Origin of the sequence: Variovorax sp. Varisp36, from assembly GCF_047304235.1 — a bacterium.
Classification (GTDB): domain Bacteria; phylum Pseudomonadota; class Gammaproteobacteria; order Burkholderiales; family Burkholderiaceae_C; genus Variovorax.
Map to the genome: position 1 here is coordinate 10,433 of NZ_JBGLYU010000066.1, position 16,469 is coordinate 26,901.

General features: G+C 67.1%; 26 protein-coding genes. 21 read left to right on the forward strand and 5 right to left on the reverse strand.

Annotated features, from left to right (window positions below; all coding sequences use genetic code 11):
• Positions 1–4: 4 nt before the first annotated feature.
• The 7 genes from rpsS to ACCD11_RS26750 all read left to right on the forward strand — a co-directional run bounded on the left by rpsS (position 5) and on the right by ACCD11_RS26750 (position 3,126).
• The gene (gene rpsS / locus ACCD11_RS26720) at positions 5–283 is read left to right on the forward strand and encodes a 30S ribosomal protein S19 (RefSeq protein ID WP_007838132.1); all 279 of its coding nucleotides are present in this window, start codon (positions 5–7) and stop codon (positions 281–283) included.
• A gap of 9 nt (positions 284–292) precedes the next feature.
• Positions 293–625, forward strand: coding sequence for a 50S ribosomal protein L22 (gene rplV / locus ACCD11_RS26725; RefSeq protein ID WP_007838134.1), 333 nt, complete (start codon positions 293–295; stop codon positions 623–625).
• A gap of 17 nt (positions 626–642) precedes the next feature.
• A complete protein-coding gene (gene rpsC / locus ACCD11_RS26730; protein WP_007838135.1) occupies positions 643–1,554 on the forward strand; it encodes a 30S ribosomal protein S3 in 912 nt (303 codons plus the stop codon).
• A 29-nt stretch (positions 1,555–1,583) separates the two neighbouring features.
• Positions 1,584–2,000, forward strand: a complete 417-nt coding sequence (gene rplP / locus ACCD11_RS26735) for a 50S ribosomal protein L16 (RefSeq protein WP_007838137.1) — start codon at positions 1,584–1,586, stop codon at positions 1,998–2,000.
• 55 nt (positions 2,001–2,055) lie between these two features.
• Positions 2,056–2,265, forward strand: a complete 210-nt coding sequence (gene rpmC / locus ACCD11_RS26740) for a 50S ribosomal protein L29 (RefSeq protein WP_056589463.1) — start codon at positions 2,056–2,058, stop codon at positions 2,263–2,265.
• Between the two features lie 9 nt (positions 2,266–2,274).
• On the forward strand, positions 2,275–2,544 hold the full coding sequence (gene rpsQ / locus ACCD11_RS26745) for a 30S ribosomal protein S17 (RefSeq protein ID WP_007838145.1): 270 nt from the start codon (positions 2,275–2,277) through the stop codon (positions 2,542–2,544).
• Positions 2,545–2,619: 75 nt separating this feature from the next.
• Positions 2,620–3,126, forward strand: coding sequence for a peroxiredoxin (locus tag ACCD11_RS26750; protein ID WP_007838146.1), 507 nt, complete (start codon positions 2,620–2,622; stop codon positions 3,124–3,126).
• A gap of 85 nt (positions 3,127–3,211) precedes the next feature.
• Here ACCD11_RS26750 and ACCD11_RS26755 read toward each other — a convergent pair whose 3' ends face one another.
• The gene (locus tag ACCD11_RS26755; RefSeq protein ID WP_007838148.1) at positions 3,212–3,799 is read right to left on the reverse strand and encodes a GNAT family N-acetyltransferase; all 588 of its coding nucleotides are present in this window, start codon (positions 3,797–3,799) and stop codon (positions 3,212–3,214) included.
• Entirely contained in the window at positions 3,796–4,506 is a 711-nt protein-coding gene (locus ACCD11_RS26760) for a cytochrome b/b6 domain-containing protein (protein ID WP_413316124.1), read from the reverse strand. Before ACCD11_RS26760 ends, ACCD11_RS26755 begins: the two co-directional genes overlap by 4 nt.
• Positions 4,507–4,663: 157 nt before the next feature.
• Between ACCD11_RS26760 and ACCD11_RS26765 the strand changes: the two genes are divergently transcribed.
• The gene (locus tag ACCD11_RS26765; RefSeq protein ID WP_413316125.1) at positions 4,664–5,110 is read left to right on the forward strand and encodes a c-type cytochrome; all 447 of its coding nucleotides are present in this window, start codon (positions 4,664–4,666) and stop codon (positions 5,108–5,110) included.
• A gap of 66 nt (positions 5,111–5,176) precedes the next feature.
• Here ACCD11_RS26765 and ACCD11_RS26770 read toward each other — a convergent pair whose 3' ends face one another.
• Complete coding sequence (locus ACCD11_RS26770; protein WP_007838153.1) at positions 5,177–5,674, reverse strand: TlpA disulfide reductase family protein; 498 nt, start codon at positions 5,672–5,674, stop codon at positions 5,177–5,179.
• Between the two features lie 91 nt (positions 5,675–5,765).
• On the opposite strand from ACCD11_RS26770, the gene ACCD11_RS26775 reads away from it, so the two are divergent.
• The 13 genes from ACCD11_RS26775 to ACCD11_RS26835 all read left to right on the forward strand — a co-directional run bounded on the left by ACCD11_RS26775 (position 5,766) and on the right by ACCD11_RS26835 (position 15,016).
• Positions 5,766–6,311, forward strand: a complete 546-nt coding sequence (locus tag ACCD11_RS26775) for a hypothetical protein (RefSeq protein WP_413316126.1) — start codon at positions 5,766–5,768, stop codon at positions 6,309–6,311.
• Positions 6,312–6,443: 132 nt separating this feature from the next.
• A complete protein-coding gene (locus ACCD11_RS26780; RefSeq protein ID WP_007838155.1) occupies positions 6,444–6,899 on the forward strand; it encodes a PTS sugar transporter subunit IIA in 456 nt (151 codons plus the stop codon).
• Positions 6,868–7,137, forward strand: coding sequence for an HPr family phosphocarrier protein (locus ACCD11_RS26785; RefSeq protein WP_007838156.1), 270 nt, complete (start codon positions 6,868–6,870; stop codon positions 7,135–7,137). The genes ACCD11_RS26780 and ACCD11_RS26785 overlap by 32 nt, the downstream gene beginning before the upstream one ends.
• 10 nt (positions 7,138–7,147) lie before the next feature.
• Positions 7,148–8,956: a phosphoenolpyruvate--protein phosphotransferase gene (ptsP, locus tag ACCD11_RS26790; protein WP_413316127.1), complete on the forward strand. Its 1,809-nt coding sequence runs from the start codon at positions 7,148–7,150 to the stop codon at positions 8,954–8,956.
• Positions 8,957–9,088: 132 nt separating this feature from the next.
• Positions 9,089–9,463: a DUF4148 domain-containing protein gene (locus tag ACCD11_RS26795; protein WP_413316128.1), complete on the forward strand. Its 375-nt coding sequence runs from the start codon at positions 9,089–9,091 to the stop codon at positions 9,461–9,463.
• A gap of 53 nt (positions 9,464–9,516) precedes the next feature.
• Positions 9,517–9,981 (forward strand): Spy/CpxP family protein refolding chaperone, encoded by a 465-nt coding sequence (locus tag ACCD11_RS26800; protein ID WP_413316129.1) that lies wholly within the window; start codon positions 9,517–9,519, stop codon positions 9,979–9,981.
• A gap of 94 nt (positions 9,982–10,075) precedes the next feature.
• A complete protein-coding gene (locus ACCD11_RS26805) occupies positions 10,076–10,477 on the forward strand; it encodes a DUF4260 domain-containing protein (protein WP_413316130.1) in 402 nt (133 codons plus the stop codon).
• Entirely contained in the window at positions 10,471–10,863 is a 393-nt protein-coding gene (locus ACCD11_RS26810) for a hypothetical protein (RefSeq protein WP_413316131.1), read from the forward strand. The genes ACCD11_RS26805 and ACCD11_RS26810 overlap by 7 nt, the downstream gene beginning before the upstream one ends.
• Before the next feature lie 50 nt (positions 10,864–10,913).
• Positions 10,914–11,612 (forward strand): response regulator transcription factor, encoded by a 699-nt coding sequence (locus ACCD11_RS26815; RefSeq protein ID WP_007830136.1) that lies wholly within the window; start codon positions 10,914–10,916, stop codon positions 11,610–11,612.
• A gap of 38 nt (positions 11,613–11,650) precedes the next feature.
• Positions 11,651–13,006 (forward strand): ATP-binding protein, encoded by a 1,356-nt coding sequence (locus ACCD11_RS26820; RefSeq protein WP_413316132.1) that lies wholly within the window; start codon positions 11,651–11,653, stop codon positions 13,004–13,006.
• Positions 13,007–13,124: 118 nt separating this feature from the next.
• Positions 13,125–14,168 (forward strand): NADP-dependent oxidoreductase, encoded by a 1,044-nt coding sequence (locus tag ACCD11_RS26825; protein ID WP_413316133.1) that lies wholly within the window; start codon positions 13,125–13,127, stop codon positions 14,166–14,168.
• A 193-nt stretch (positions 14,169–14,361) separates the two neighbouring features.
• Positions 14,362–14,529, forward strand: a complete 168-nt coding sequence (locus ACCD11_RS26830) for a hypothetical protein (protein WP_413316134.1) — start codon at positions 14,362–14,364, stop codon at positions 14,527–14,529.
• A gap of 16 nt (positions 14,530–14,545) precedes the next feature.
• On the forward strand, positions 14,546–15,016 hold the full coding sequence (locus ACCD11_RS26835; protein ID WP_413316135.1) for a fimbrial protein: 471 nt from the start codon (positions 14,546–14,548) through the stop codon (positions 15,014–15,016).
• A gap of 7 nt (positions 15,017–15,023) precedes the next feature.
• Here the strand turns inward: ACCD11_RS26835 and ACCD11_RS26840 are convergent, their stop codons facing one another.
• Together ACCD11_RS26840 and ACCD11_RS26845 are read right to left on the reverse strand one after the other, a co-directional pair.
• On the reverse strand, positions 15,024–15,347 hold the full coding sequence (locus ACCD11_RS26840) for a hypothetical protein (protein ID WP_007830158.1): 324 nt from the start codon (positions 15,345–15,347) through the stop codon (positions 15,024–15,026).
• A 76-nt stretch (positions 15,348–15,423) separates the two neighbouring features.
• Entirely contained in the window at positions 15,424–16,263 is an 840-nt protein-coding gene (locus ACCD11_RS26845) for a DMT family transporter (RefSeq protein ID WP_413316136.1), read from the reverse strand.
• Between the last annotated feature and the right edge of the window lie 206 nt (positions 16,264–16,469).

Genomic DNA, 16,469 nt, shown 5'->3' on the forward strand with positions numbered 1-16,469 from the left:
GCCAATGACTCGCTCTCTCAAAAAGGGTCCTTTCGTCGACCATCACCTCGTGGCCAAGGCCGACAAGGCCGTGACGACCAAGGACAAGAAGCCGATCAAGACTTGGTCGCGCCGCTCGATGGTTCTGCCCGAGTTCATCGGTCTGACCATCGCTGTGCACAACGGCAAGCAACACGTGCCCGTGTACATCACCGACCAGATGGTCGGCCACAAGCTCGGCGAATTTGCGCTTACGCGCACGTTCAAGGGGCACCCCGCGGACAAAAAAGTCCAGAAGAAGTAAGGAACGACCATGTCTGAAACACGTGCAGTCCTCCGCGGTGTCCGCCTGTCGGTCGACAAGGGCCGTCTGGTCGCGGACCTGATCCGCGGCAAGAAGGTCGATCAAGCGCTCAACGTTCTGCAATTCACGCAGAAAAAGGCCGCTGTGATCATCAAGAAGGTGCTCGAGTCGGCCATCGCCAACGCCGAGCACAACGACGGTGCCGACATCGACGAGCTGAAGGTCAAGACCATCTACGTCGAGCAAGGTGCAACGCTCAAGCGTTTCACCGCTCGGGCCAAGGGTCGCGGCAATCGCATCAGCAAGCCCACGTGCCATGTGTACGTGACGGTCGGCAACTAAGAAGGCCTGGAAGAAATATGGGACAGAAAATCCACCCAACCGGGTTCCGCCTTGCGGTCACCCGTAACTGGTCCAGCCGCTGGTACGCAAGCGACCGCGATTTCGCGGGCATGCTGGCCGAAGACATCAAGGTTCGCGAATACCTGAAGAAGAAGCTGAAGAACGCTTCGGTCTCGCGCGTCATGATCGAACGTCCCGCCAAGAACGCACGCATCACGATCTACTCGGCACGTCCGGGCGTCGTGATCGGCAAGAAGGGCGAAGACATCGAGAACCTCAAGCGCGAACTGGGCAAGCAGCTCGGTGTGCCGGTTGCAGTCAACATCGAAGAAGTGCGCAAGCCCGAAATCGATGCGCAGCTGATCGCCGACAGCATCACGCAGCAGCTCGAAAAGCGGATCATGTTCCGCCGCGCCATGAAGCGCGCCATGCAGAACGCCATGCGTCTGGGTGCCCTGGGCATCAAGATCATGTCGGCTGGCCGCCTGAACGGCATCGAAATCGCACGTACCGAGTGGTACCGCGAAGGCCGCGTGCCGCTGCACACCCTGCGCGCCGACATCGACTATGGCACCTCGGAAGCCAAGACCACCTACGGCGTCATCGGCGTCAAGGTCTGGGTCTACAAGGGCGACACGCTGGGTCGTAACGACCTGCCGGCCGTCGAAACGCCGCGTCCCGAAGAAGAACGTCGTCCGCGCGGTCCGCGCCGCGATGGCCGCCCGGGTGGCGACCGTCCGGGTTCGGACCGTCGTGGTCCCGGCCCGCGCGCCGGTGCCCGCGGCCCGATCGGTGGCAACACCGCTCCGGCCGATGGCAGCGACAAGCCTGCAGAAGCAACCGGCGGTGCCGGTGACTCGAAACCCGCCGTTAAGCGCGTCCGCAAAGCCGCGCCAGCTGCAGCAGCTGACGGTGCCAAGACCGAGTGATCGGTCTTAGAACTACGGAGTAACAAAACATGCTGCAACCTGCACGCAGAAAGTTCCGCAAGGAACAAAAGGGCCGCAACACCGGCATCGCAACCACGGGTAACTCGGTTGCGTTCGGTGACTTCGGTCTCAAATGCACCGATCGCGGCCGCCTCACGGCACGCCAGATCGAGGCCGCTCGCCGCGCGATTTCGCGTCACGTGAAGCGCGGTGGCCGTATCTGGATCCGCGTGTTCCCGGACAAGCCGATCTCTACCAAGCCCGCTGAAGTGCGGATGGGTAACGGTAAGGGCAACCCCGAGTACTACGTGGCCGAAATCCAGCCTGGCAAGATCGTGTTCGAGATCGTCGGCGTGCCCGAAGAACTCGCCCGCGAAGCGTTCCGCCTGGCCGCCGCCAAGCTTCCGCTGCGTACGACGTTCGTCGCTCGCCAGCTCGGCGCCTGAGAGGAGAACACTGATGGCAACCCGTAAGAAAAAAGAAACCGCGGCTCCGGCCAAGGTGACGAAGGCCGCAACCCTGCGCACGAAGGACGTCGCAGGCTTGCAAGCCGAAATCAAGGATCTGCAGAAGGCCCATTTCGGTCTGCGCATGCAGAAGGCCACGCAACAGCTGTCGAACACCTCGACGCTGCGCGTGACGCGTCGCGACATCGCTCGCGCAAAGACCATTCTTGCTCAGAAGCAGCAAGAAACCCCCGCCGCCAAGTAAGGAGTGAACATGACGGAACCTAAAAAATCCCTCAAGCGCACCTTGATCGGCAAGGTGGTCAGCGACAAGCGTGCCAAGACCGTGACCGTGCTGGTCGAGCGCCGTGTGAAGCACGAGCTGTACGGCAAGATCGTGGCGAAGACGAGCAAGTACCACGCCCATGACGAAAAGGGCGAGTACAAGCTGGGCGACACCATCGAGATCACGGAAAGCCGTCCGATCTCGAAGACCAAGAACTGGGTCGTGACCCGTCTGGTCGAGAAGGCCGTTCTGGTCTGATCTCCCCGGCTCGCTACAGCCCATCCGGAAACGGCCCACAATGTGGGCCGTTTTTCTTTTTCAGGAGCACTTTCAATGATCAAAGTCGGCGACACCCTTCCCTCGGCCACCCTGCAGGAATATTCCGAAGTCGAGGGCGAAGGCTGCAGCATCGGCCCGAACGCCGTGGACGTGGCCAAGGCTTCGGCGGGCAAGACCATCGCGCTGTTCGCGCTGCCCGGCGCCTTCACGCCCACCTGCTCGGCCAAGCACGTGCCGGGCTACGTGCAGCACTTCGACGACTTCAAGGCCGCTGGCGTGGACGAGATCTGGTGCGTGAGCGTGAACGATGCCTTCGTGATGGGCGCCTGGGCGCGCGACCAGAAGACTGGCACCAAGGTGCGCATGCTGGCTGACGGCAGCGCCGACTTCGCCAAGGCCACCGGCCTCACGCTGGACCTGACCGGCCGCGGCATGGGCCTGCGCAGCAACCGCTACTCGATGCTCGTGAAGGATGGCAAGGTCGCGACGCTCAACGTCGAAGGACCGGGCAAGTTCGAAGTCAGCGACGCCGACACGCTGCTGGCCCAAGCCCGCGGTTAAATAAAACCGGATCCTTCGAGGGGCCTCCCCGCCCACCCCCGGCAGGGGGCGTAGCGACACGAAGTGCACGCAGCCTGGGGTCGAGCTAAAGCTCCACTTTCAGGTAGTGGGCCCCGGCGACGGGGTTGTGATAGTAGGGCGGTACCTCTGCGAAGCCCAGGTCTTCATAGAGGGCGCGCGCCGATTCCATGTCGTCGAGTGTGTCGAGCAGCACGCAGCCATATCCCGCGCTGCGTGCGGCATCGAGGATCGCCTCGGCCAGTTGCCGGCCCAGGCCCAGGCCGCGGAAGCCGGGGCGCACATACAGGCGCTTCATCTCGGCGGCGTTCGCGTAGTCCGCGCTGTCGAGCGGGCGCAGCGCGCAGCACCCCGCCACATGCGCCAGCGTGCCGTCGGCGCGCCGCAGGGTCGGCGCCTCGCGCCCGGCGTCTTCCTTCACGTTGGCCGGATCGACCAGCGCCAGCAGCAGCAGGCCGCGCGGTTCGGCGTACTCGCCCGGCAGCTGCGCCAGTTCGCCATCGAAATCCTGAAAATCCAGGTCGATGTCCAGCGAGGCCGCGTAGTCGCGGAAGATCGCGCGTGTGGCCTCGATCTCGTGAGCTTCTTCGGGCGTGAGCAGCACGACCGCCGGCATGTCCGACAGCGGCAGGGGGCGTGAAACAGAAAAGCTCATACGCGCAGCGAGGAAACCCAGTACGCCACGCCCGCGCACAGTGCGAACAGCACCAGCGCCAGCCAGCGCGACGCCGCGTCGTCGCGGCTCGGCGCCACCTGGGCGTTCTCGGCGGAAACCAGCTTGTCGCCCGTCACCATCGGCCGCACCAGTCGGTGCCGCTTGACCAGCACGTAGAACAGCACCGCCAGCAGGTGCAGGCTCACGAGGGCGATCACGATCCACTTGCCCTGCGCCTTGTGCCAACCGGTGGCCAGGCTCACGAGCTCGCCCGAGACGAAACGCGTGAGCGGCCCCGATGCCGAGATTTCGTCGTCCGCCATCAGCCCGGTGGCCACCTGCAAGGCCAGGATCGCCAGCACCGCGAACACCGACAGTGCGCCCAGAGGCGTGTGCCCGATCAGATGGTCCGGGCGCGCTCGTCCGCGCAGATAGGCCGCCATCGACCCCGGGCCGTAGACGAAGGCTGCAAAGCGTGACCAGCGTCCGCCCACGAAGCCCCAGAGCAGCCGGAACAACAGCAGCGCGAGCACCGCGTACCCCAGGCGGAAGTGCCATTCCATGGCATCGTTCAACCCGGTGCCGATCATGCCGATGACGGCTGCGGCCAGGGCCCAGTGGAAAAGGCGTGTCGGCAGGTCCCAGACCCGCGTGCGGGCGCTGGAGCCTGAGGCCGCCGGGAAGGCAGCCACGGAAGAATCGGTCATCGAGAAGGGCGCGGGGCGCAATGCTGCGGAAGGCGCAGATTAGCAAAGTCCAGGCCCGGCCTGCTTCGGGTTGTTGCTATGCGGCTGTCGCAGGCAGCCCCTACACTCGGCCGCTGCGCCGCGTTCGACGGCGTTTTCCCCACAATGAGGACCCCCGATGACCCGACTTGCTCCGTTCGCCCTTGCAGCCGCCTGCGCTGTCCTGTCCCTGCCCGCTGCAGCGCAGTTCGCCAAGCCCGAGGACGCCATCAAGTACCGCCAGAGCGCGCTGTTCGTGATGAGCCAGCATTTCGGCCGCCTGGGCGCCATGGCCAACGGACGCGCGCCCTACGACGCCTCGGCTGCCGCGGCCAACGCCGAAATGGTCGCCGACATGGCAAAGCTGCCGTGGACGGCCTTCGGCGCCAGCACCGAGGGCGGCAAGGCCAAGCCCGAAATCTGGAAGGAAGACGCCAAGTTCAAGGAGCGCCAGGAGAAGCTGATCGCCGAAACCGCCAAGCTGGTGACTGCCGCCAAGGCTGGCAATCTCGACGCGCTCAAGGCCCAGTTCGGTCCGACCGCAGCGAGCTGCAAGGCCTGCCACGACAGCTTCCGCAACCAGTAAGCCGTCGCCTCGCGAAAAAACAAAGGCGCTCTTTCGGGAGCGCCTTCTTGCGGGAGGAGCGGAAGATCAGGCCTCGGCCAGCAGCTTCTCGATCAGCTTGTGGAGTTCGGCGAAATCGGGCTCGCCCACATAGCGCTTCACGATCTCGCCGCGCTTGTTGACCAGGTAAGTGGTCGGCGTGAGCTTCACATCGCCCCAGGCCTGTGCCACGCTGCCGGTGTTGTCGATCGCCACCTTGAACGGCAGCTTGCGCGTTTGCGCGAAGTTGACGACATAGCTCGGCGGGTCGTAGCTCATGGCCACTGCCAACGTGTCGTAGCCCTGTGCCTTGTACTTGTCGTAGGTCGCGATGACCTTGGGCATTTCGCCGACGCAGGTCACGCAGCTCGTGGCCCAGAAATTGACCAGGGTGACCTTGCCCTTCAGGTCTGCCGTGCTCTTTTGCGTGCCGTCGAGCAGCACGAAGGTCGAGGCTGGTGCGGCCGTGGCGCCGGAGCCGAGGTACACGCCCACGCCGGCGGCCAATGCGAGGACGACGGCGGCAGCGGCGATGTATTTCTTCATGGCAACACGGAAGACAAGGGCGGCGCGATTTTAGTTCCGCCCGCCGGATCGTGCTCGCGGCGCCTGGGCGCGGCTCGATAATCGTTCTCCGATGCCGTTTCCCGTCCTCCATTCCCGGTTCGTGCTGGCAGCGGCAGCCTTGGTCGCCGCCTGCAGCCCGACCTTCAACTGGCGCGAAGTGCCGGTCGCCGAATCCGGCCTGATCGTGCTGCTGCCCTGCAAGGCCGACCGGGCGAACCGCGCGCTGCCGCTGGGTGCCGAATCGGTGCAGGTCGACATGACGGGCTGCGAAGCCGGCGGTGCGACCTTTGCCATCGCGCACGCCTCCGCCAGCGGCCCCGAGCAGGCCGAGGCCTGGCTCCGCGCATGGCACGCCGCCACTCGCGGCCAGCTGGGCGAGGCGCAGGTGGCCGAAACTCCCGCGAGCGTCCAGCGCGCAACCGCCGCGCCGGCGCCGCTGCGGCTCGATGCCCAGCCGCGGCAGCAGCAGCAGGGCGCATCGGCGCCGGTACAGGTGCTCTGGTTTGCCCAGTCGCAGAAAGACGGCACCGTGGCGCTCTACCAGGCCACCGTGCTGGGCAAGCCTTCTTCGCCCGAAGCATCGAAGACCTTCTTCGAGAGCTTGCGGCTTCCCTGAAGGCCGATCTGCTATGGTTCTGATAGCTACCCGGCTGGCGGCACTGTCCGTTTTTCGGGGCTGCTGCGTTGTGTCGTATATCTACTTCCCCTGGGCGCCCCCGCATAATCGATGCGTCGCCCTCCGCCTCGCATGAACAGCATCCTCATCATCGCCCACTCACCGTTCGCGCACGCGCTGCGGCAGTGCGCGCTGCATGTGTTTCCCGATTGCGAGCAGGCCATCGTCGCGCTCGACGTCCTGCCCAACGTGTCGCCCGAAGAAACGCTGGCCGCCGCGCGCATCACGCTCGCGCAGCAGCTGCACACGCCGCGCTCGCAGGTGCTGGTGCTGGCCGACGTGTTCGGCGCCACGCCCTGCAACGTGGCGCAGAAGCTGGTGGACGGCGTCCGTTCGCGGCTGGTGGCGGGGGTCAATCTTCCGATGCTGCTGCGCGCCGTCACCTATCGGCACGAGCCCCTGGATACGCTGGTGCAGCGCGCCCTCGCGGGCGGCACCGCCGGCGTCATGCAGGTGGCGGTGGCGGCTCCCCAGAACCAGGCAAAAAGAAAGCACAGTGATCAAGAAATCCGTGACCATCAGCAATAAGCTGGGCCTGCATGCACGCGCATCGGCCAAGCTGACCAAGCTCGCAGGCAGCTTTCCCTGCGAGGTGTGGCTCTCCCGCGGCGACCGCCGCATCAACGCCAAGAGCATCATGGGTGTCATGATGCTGGCCGCCGGACTGGGCAGCACCGTCGAGCTCGAAACCAACGGCGAGCAGGAAGATGAAGCAATGAACGCCATCGTGCTCCTGATGGACGACAAGTTCGGCGAAGGCGAATAAGGACAGTCCCATGACTTTTGCAGTCCACGGCCTTCCCGTCGCCCGTGGCATTGCCATCGGGCGCGCGGTGCTGGTGGTGTCGAGCCGCATCGACGTGGCCCACTACTTCATCAAGCCTGAAGAAATCGAGACCGAGATCGACCGCGTGCGCACCGCGCGCAACGCAGTGGCCGACGAGCTCACCAAGCTGCAGGCCAACGTTGCGCAGATGGGCCCGAACGACACGCCGCACGAACTCTCGGCGCTGCTCGAGGTGCACCAGATGCTGCTGCAGGACGAGGTCCTCACCGGCGGCGTCAAGCACTGGATCACCGATCGGCTCTACAACGCCGAATGGGCGCTGACCACGCAGCTCGAGATCATCGCGCGCCAGTTCGACGAGATGGAGGACGAGTACCTGCGCGAGCGCAAGGCCGACCTCGAGCAGGTGGTCGAGCGCCTGCTGCACCGCATGAAGGGCACGGCCGCCGTGCTCGCGCCGAGCCCGCCTCGCCGCAAGCGCGCCACCTCCCAGGACGACGACAACGACAACGACGATCCCACCGCGGGCGACGGCATCGACGTGCCGCTGGTGCTCATCGCGCACGATCTCTCGCCGGCCGACATGCTGCAGTTCAAGAAGAGCGTGTTCGCCGGCTTCGTCACCGACGTGGGCGGTCGCACCTCGCACACCGCCATCGTGGCGCGCAGCATGGACATCCCGGCCGTGGTCGGTGCGCGCACCGCGAGCCAGCTGGTGCGCCAGGACGACTGGGTCATCATCGACGGCGACGCCGGCGTGGTGATCGTCGACCCTTCTCCGATCATCCTGGCCGAATACGGCTTCAAGCAGCGCCAGGGCGACCTCGAACGCGGCCGGCTCGCGCGGCTGCGCCACAAGCCCGCCGTCACGCTCGACGGCCAGCGCGTGGAGCTGCTCGCCAACATCGAGATGCCGGAAGACACCGTGGGCGCCGTCAAGGCCGGCGCGGTGGGCGTGGGGCTGTTTCGCAGCGAATTCCTCTTCATGGGCCGCGAGTCGACCACGCGCCAGACCCGCCTGCCCGACGAAGAGGAGCAATACCAGGCCTACAAGCGCGCGGTCGAGGGCATGCAGGGCATGCCCGTCACCATCCGCACCATCGACGTGGGCGCCGACAAGCCGCTGGACGGCAAATCGGCCAACAAGCAGGAACATTTGAATCCCGCGCTCGGCCTGCGCGCCATCCGCTGGAGCCTGGCCGACCCGGCGATGTTCCTCACGCAGCTGCGAGCCATCCTGCGCGCCGCGGCGCACGGCGAGATCCACCTGCTGATTCCCATGCTCGCGCACGCGAGCGAGATCCGCCAGACGCTGTCGCTGATCGACTTCGCGCGCACCGAGCTCGACAACCGCGGCGCGGTGTACGGCCAGGTGAAGCTCGGCGCCATGATCGAGATTCCCGCGGCCGCGCTCACGCTGCGCATCTTCCTGAAGCACTTCGACTTCCTGTCGATCGGCACCAACGACCTGATCCAGTACACGCTGGCCATCGACCGCGCCGACGAGTCGGTGGCGCACCTCTACGACCCCGCGCACCCGGCGGTGCTGCGCCTCGTGGCCGACACCATCGCCGAGTGCCGGCGGCAGGGCAAGGGCGTGGCCGTATGCGGCGAGATGGCGGGCGACGTGGCCTTCACGCGGCTGCTGCTGGGCCTGGGCCTGCGCAGCTTCTCGATGCATCCCTCGCGCATCCTCGCGGTCAAGCAGGAGGTGCTGCGCGCCGACACCGGCAAGCTCGAAGCGTGGGCGAAGGGCGTTCTCGAATCGGACGATCCCGCCGCAGCCATGGCGGGTTGAGCGTACTTTTCATCCGCGTCCGGCGGCGGGTGAAAAGAAACGAAACACGCCGAAACCGCGGCGAAAGGACTTTCGGCAGCGCCGCGAGCACGATCAGGTCTTCTCTTCAACCCCGAAAGAAAGACCTGCATCATGAAATCTCTCTCCCTGACCCAGCTCGTTGCCGTCGGCTCCTTTGCCATGCTCGCCGCCGCGGGCGCCAAGGCCGAAAGCTACGAGGGCGTGCAACCCGCCGTGTCGGCCAAGAGCCGCGCCGACGTCAACGCCGAAGCCGTGCGTACCGCATCGGCACCCGACCAGAACGTGGTGCGCGGCTCGCGCGGCGCAGAGGGCATGGCCGTGTCGACCGAGCGCGCACGCGTCGTCGCCGAAGCCGTGCGCGCCGCCGCCGCACCCGACCAGAACGTGACGTCCAGCTCGCGCGTGAACAGCCGGGTCGTCTCGACGATGCAGAACCCTGTCGACGCGCGCGCCGCAGCCGCCAGTGCCAAGAGCAGCCGGCTGTAAGACCTCCCCCCAACGATGCCCTCGGGCGACTCGAGGGCGAGCAAGGAATCATCATGAAGCACTGGATCAAACGCACTCTTTTCGGATTCGCGGGCGCCGCGATGGTCGCCGGCAGCATTGCCGGCTGCGCCGGCCAGCGACATGGCTGGGACGGCGACAGCGCCGACTTCCGCGCGAAGATGGTCGAGCGCGTGGGCAGCAAGCTCGAACTCGACGCCAACCAGAAGCAGAAGCTCACCGTGCTCGCCGAGAAGCTGCAGGCGCAGCGCGAAGCCATGCGCGGCGCCGGCGGCTCGGGCGACCCGCGCTCGCAGTTCAAGGCGCTGTTCGCGGGCAACAAGCTCGACCAGGCCGGCGCCGCGCGCCTGGTCGACGAGAAGACCACCGCCGTGCGCAACGGCAGCCCCGAGATCATTGCCGCCGCCGCCGACTTCTATGACAACCTGAACGCGGCGCAACAGCAGAAGGTGCGCGACTTCATGGAGCGCGGCGGCCGCCGCTGGAGTCACCGTGGCTGAAACCGGCTCACCCCCAGGCTTTGCGCACTTCGTGTCGCTGCGCCACCCCCCTCTCCGGGGGCGACACCAGTGGCCCGGCGAAGCCGGTTCCACGGTGTCTCCCGAAGAGGCCGCGGCGGTAGCCGCGGGCGGCGTGCGCACCCTGCTGCGCCTCGAAGGCGCAGTGGTGCTGGGCGTGGCGCTCGCCGCCTACGCCCGGTTCGGGGCGGGCTGGGGCGTGTTCGCGCTGTGGCTGCTCGCGCCCGATCTCTCGCTGCTGGGCTACCTCGCGGGACCGCGCACGGGAGCGGCGCTCTACAACGCCGCGCACTCGTACGTCGGCCCGGTGCTGCTGCTGGCGCTCGGCGTGTTCGCGGCCATGCCGTGGGCGGTGGCCGGCAGCCTGATCTGGCTGGCCCACATCGGCATGGACCACGCGCTCGGCTACGGGCTCAAATACGCGACCGGCTTCGCCGCCACGCACCTGGGCCGCATCGGCAAGGCTGATCCATGGTGAGCCGCGACGACGGCGCTTCCCATGCCATGCACGCGCCTGCCGCGCGCGCATGGATGCTGACAGAGGCGCTCGCGCTGGGCATCGCGTCGATGGTGCATGCGGGGTTCCTCGCGCCCGGCTACGCGCATCCGGCAGCCCGCACCGCAGAGGCGGTGATCGCCGCCGTGCTGGTGCTGGCCTCGGTCGAGACCTGGCTGCGGCCCCACCATGCGCGCCGCGCGGCCATCTTCGGCCAGGGCTTCGCGCTGCTGGGCACGCTGGTCGGGCTTGGCACCATCATCGCGGGCATCGGCCCGCGCACGGTGCCCGACGTGGTCTACCACGCGCTGCTGCTTTCCATCCTCGTGACGGGCCTGACCTGGGCGCTGCGATGCCGGCGGGTCTGATGGTCAGCGAGGTCATTCGCCACCTTCTTGTCCGGAGGCACAATCCCGCCATGCCGCGCATCCTGCTGATCGACGACGACGAACATCTCGCCGCGCCGCTGACCACCTACTTCGCACGCTTCGGCTGCACGCTGGAAAGCGCCGTTCGCCCGAGCGAAGGCCTCGCAAAGTTGCGTGCAGGCACCTACGACGCCGCCATCCTCGACGTGATGCTGCCCGAGATGGACGGCTTCGAGCTGTGCCGCGAGATCCGCAAGGAAAGCGACATTCCCATCGTGATGCTCACCGCGCGCGGCGAGGTCATGGACCGCGTGGTCGGCCTCGAACTCGGCGCCGACGACTACGTGCCCAAGCCGTTCGAGCCGCGCGAACTGGTGGCGCGCGTGCAGACCATCCTGCGCCGCCAGCGCAGCGCCGCGCCGCAGGCAGTGGCCAACGGCACGCAGCATCGCGTGTTCGACGGCCTGGCTATCGACCTCGACCGGCGCCAGGTGCTGCGCCACGGCGAGCGCGTGGAGCTCACCGGCACCGAGTTCGAACTGCTGGCGCTGCTGGCGGCCGAGCCCGGCAAGGTGTTCAGCCGCGACGACATCCTCAACCGCCTGCGTGGCCACGAGGCCGAGCTCTACACGCGCGCGGTCGACATCGTGGTGAGCCGGCTGCGCAAGAAGCTCGAGCCACTGGACTGCATCAAGACACTGCGCAACGCCGGCTACGCGCTGGCGGTTGCGCGCAGCGAGCCCGCATGAGATCTCGCCGGGGAGGTTTGCGCAAGGCGTGGCGCGAAATGGCCTGCCGCCGTGACGAGCTGCACAGGCAATGGCATGCCCAGTGGCACGAGAAGGTGCAGGGCAAGCGCCGCTGGCGCCGCTCGCTGCGCATACGGCTGGTGATGATGTTCGTGATGCTCGCGCTGGTGATGGCGGCGGTCTTCATGGTCGGCATGAAGAAGTCTTTTTCCACCGGCTGGGCCGAGGCCGCCAAGCCGATGCTCACGGACTACACCGACCGCCTGGTCGCGGAGATCGGCACGCCGCCCGACGTGGCGCGGGCGCAGGCGCTGGTGGCGCGGCTGCCGATCACCATCCGCATCGTCGGCCCCAAGGTCAACTGGGACTCCAACCCCCGCGGCGCGAGCAGCCCGGGCGGCTGGATGCACGACCGCGAAGAGGCGTTCGGAGGCGACAAGTGGTTCATCCGACCCACTACCGACGGACACCGCGTGATCTTCGGCTGGGCGCCCAAGCTCTGGCAGCTCGCGCCGCGGGTCATCGGCTGGGCCACGCTGGGCGTGCTGCTGTCCTGCGTGCTGCTGGCATATGCCTACGTGAGCCGGCTGCTGCGGCCGCTGATCGACATCCGCGAAGGCGCGCAGCGCTTCGGCCGCGGCGAGTTCACGCAGCCCATTCCGGTGCGCCGCAACGACGACCTGGGCGACCTCGCGCAGCACATCAACACCATGGCCGACGACATCCAGGCGATGCTCGATGCCAAGCGCGGCCTGCTGCTCGCGCTGAGCCACGAACTGCGCTCGCCGCTCACGCGCGCGCGCCTCAATGCCGAGCTGCTGCCGGCCACGCCCGAAGGCCAGGCAGAGCGCGAGGCACTGCTGCGCGACTTGAACGAGATGCGCGACCTCATCAGCGACCTGCTCGAAAGCGAACGCCTCGCGAGCCCGCACGTGGCGCTGCTGCGCGAGCCGGTCGACCTGGCGGCGCTGATCCGCGAGATCGTGGCCGAGATGCCTGGTGCGCAGCACGTGCACCTCGACCTGGCCGATGGCCTGCCGCCGCATGCCGTCGACCGCATGCGCATCCGCCTGCTGGTGCGCAACCTGCTGGACAACGCGCTGCGCTACAGCGCCGACGCACCGCGGCCGCCATGCGTGTCGCTGCGCGCGGTACTCGACGGCAAGAAGCAGGGCATCGAGATCGAGGTGCGCGACCACGGCCCCGGCGTGGACGTCGAACAGCTCGGGCGCCTGACCGAACCCTTCTACCGCACCGACGGCGCGCGGGCGCGCGCCACCGGCGGCGTTGGCCTTGGCATGTACCTGTGCAGGCTGATCGCCGAAGCGCACGGCGGCGAGCTGACCGTGCGCAACGCCGAGCCCGGGCTGCAGATCGTCGTCCGGCTGGCCTGACGCCCGGCGGAGCTGGCGGGCCGGCGGGTGCTGTCGCCTGCGCTACCAGCGCGCCTGTGGCCCGCGGCTACGATGCGCCTCCGTGCCAGCGTCCGGCATTCAAGGTCAAGGAGACACCATGAGCAGCCCCCTCACCAACCACCAGGTCCGCCTCGCCAAACGTCCCGAAGGCGCGGCCACGCGCGAGAACTGGAAATTCACCACCGAACCCGTCGGCGAGCCGGCCGAGGGCGGCGTGCTGGTCAAGACGCTGTCGCTGTCGCTCGACCCGGCCATGCGCGGCTGGCTCAACGACGCCAAGAGCTACATCCCGCCCGTGGGCATCGACGAAGTGATGCGCGCCGGCGGCGTCGGCCGCGTCATTGCCTCCAAGAACCCGCAGTTCGCGGTGGGCGACACCGTGTACGGCACGCTGGGCGTGCAGGAATACATCCTGATCCCCGAAGACCAAGTCAAGCGCAACGGCCTGGTGAAGATCGACCTGCGCGTGGGCACCATCACCCAGTGGCTCAACGTGCTGGGCATGCCCGGCATGACTGGCTACTTCGGCCTGATGGACGTGGGCATGCCCAAGGCCGGTGAAACGGTGGTGGTTTCCGGCGCGGCCGGCGCCGTGGGCCAGACCGTGGGCCAGTTGGCCAAGATCAAGGGCTGCCGCGTGGTCGGCATTGCCGGCGGCGCCGCCAAGTGCGACTGGGTGGTAAAGGAGCTGGGCTTCGACGCCTGCATCGACTACAAGGCCGGCGCCGGTGCGGTGCGCGAAGGCCTCAAGACCCATTGCCCGAAGGGCGTGGACATCTACTTCGACAACGTCGGCGGCGAGATCCTCGACATGGTGCTGGCGCGGCTCGCGCGCAAGGCCCGCATCATCATCTGCGGCGCCATCAGCCAGTACAACAACGCCAACAGCATGCCGGCGGCCGGCCCGAAGAATTACCTGAGCCTGCTGGTCAACCGCGCGCGCATGGAAGGCATCGTGGTGTTCGACTACGCCGACCGCTATCACATCGCCGTCGCCGAAATGGCCGGCTACCTGAAAGACGGGCGCATGAAGAGCAAGGAAGACGTGGTGAAGGGCCTGGACACCTTCCCGGAATCGCTCAACAAGCTGTTCGCCGGAGAGAACTTCGGCAAGCTGGTGCTGCAGGTGGCTGACGAATAGCGTCCCGATTCCAGTAGCGGGGGTTTATTTCACGGTTATTCGAAAGAGACTATTAACTATAGTTAACTCCACTAACTTCACCCATTTTGCGTTTTTGAGTCCCTAGACTGCGGCTGCCTTGCCGAAATGCAGGTAGTTACACAACACCCTGTTCGCGGGCCTGCGCGCCGGCTTTAACCACGGCGACTGGCGCTTGCGCCACTTCTCGATCTACAACCGGGGCGTCGACGGCCGCAGCCGCTGGCAGAGCATCAGCACCAACGCGCAACGCGACCTCGCCTCCATCAACGGCCGGCTGCTGATCGGCGACGGCAACACGCCGGGCACTGGCCTCGGGGACCTATACCCGCTACTACGGTGACGGCGACGGTGTGTCGATGCTGACTACCGTGCTCTCCGGCAATGGCATCACCATCGCCGCGCCGTCATGCTCGGTGGACCTGGGCTCCCGGAACGTGTCGGTGCAGTTCGGGAGGGTGCCCCAGAGCAACTTCAAGGGCAGGGGCTCCACCACCGGCGACCGCAACTTCAACATCAAGCTCAGCTGCCAGGCCGGGCAGAACACGCAGAACACCGTCTACCTGCGGATGGATGCGACGCAGGACCCGTCGAACGAACAGGGCGTCCTGAAGATCACCCAGGGCGGCTCGGGCACCGCCACTGGCGTGGGCATCCAGGTGGTCGACAACCAGGGCGTGCCGGTGAAGTTCGGCGAAAACACGCTGGTCGGCCCGTCGAAGAATGGCGACTATGTGCTGCCGTACACCGCGCGCTACTACCAGACGGGCAACAAGGTGACGCCGGGGCGTGCGGACGGCACGGCCACCTTCACCCTCGACTACAAATAGCCTGCGCTCAGTTTTCGTCGGGGCGCATGGGAATGTCGCCCATCGCCTCGTCCTCGCGCAGGCCGCGCGCGGCCTTCAGCAGCTCGATCGACAGCCCTTCGCCGTGGCCGGCGAAACCCTTGGCGATGCCTTCGAGCACCGTCGACAGGCCGGTTTCGCCGTCGCTGCGCGCGTCCATGCTGATGTTCAGCACCCGGGCCGCCATCTGGCGGTAGGTGACGGCGCCCGCGCCCTCCAGCGCGGCCACGAGGTCGAGGTACAGCGCCAGGTTCAGGTCGAACACCAGCTTGGGCGTGATCTCGAAATCCTCGCTCTTGTTCTTGCTGTCCATGGGAATTGGCTCCTTTTTTTCCTTGGCCCCCACTCTAGCCAGAAAAAAGCGGGCAATCCGTCGGATACAGCCTGATTCAGCGTGCGCGGGTGCCCATGATTGCGGCCGAGATGATGAGCCAGGCCGCGAGCACGATGGTCCAGGTCAGCGGCCTGCCGGTGACGAGCAGCAGCAGCGCGGTCGAGCCCAGCGGCGTGATGTAGCTCAGGATGCCGATCTGCCGCGCGTCGCCGCGCTTGAGCGCCATGTCCCACACGAAGAAGGCCGCGCCCAGCGGACCGAGGCCGCACAGCACGAGCAGCAGCCAGTCGCGGCCCGACAGCGTCACGGAAGGTTCAAGCACTGCATGGCAGGCCAGCGAGAGCAGGCCCGAGACCAGCCCGAACAGCCCGATCGCCGAGGTCGGGAAGGCCGCGACGCGCTTCGTCCACAGCGAGTAGCTGGCCCAGACGAAAGCCGAGGCCAGCGCCGGCAGGAAGCCCCAGTAGCCGGCGACGGCCGTGGCGCCAACCCTTGCGCCGAGGATCGCGGCAGCCGCGCCCGCGAAGCCCAGCAAGCCCGCCACCAGATGCAGCGGCCGCAGCGAAACGCCCGGCAGCAGCACCGGCGCCAACACCACCATGAGCAGCGGCCACAGGTAGTTGACCAGGTTGGCCTCGACCGGCGGGGCGTAGCGCAGCGCGATGAACAGCAGGAAGTGATAGCCGAACAAGCCGTAGATGCCCAGCGCCAGCGTGCGCGGCGGCACCTTCCAGGCGCGGCGGTCGCGCAGCACGAGCGGCCAGCTCGGCACGCTGCCGATGATGAGCGCCAGGCCGGTGAGCAGGAACGGGGGCAGGTGGGACAAGGCCGTGCCGAGCGAGGCGAGTGTGGTCCAGAGCGCGATGGCGAGAAGGGCGTAGACGGTCGACGACATGGACGCCGAGGCTACGCGATGCGCTCGTCGTGCAATGACGGTTCGTCGTCGCGCAACGATGGTTTGCTCTCCTGCTCCTTCCCCCTCTGGGGGAAGGTCGGGATGGGGGCAGGCCTTGGAGCGGGTGCTGCGCCGTTTTCGACGCCGCCGTGGGGGGGGGGGGGGGGGGGGGGGGGGGGGGGGGGGGGGGGGGGGGGGGGGGGGGG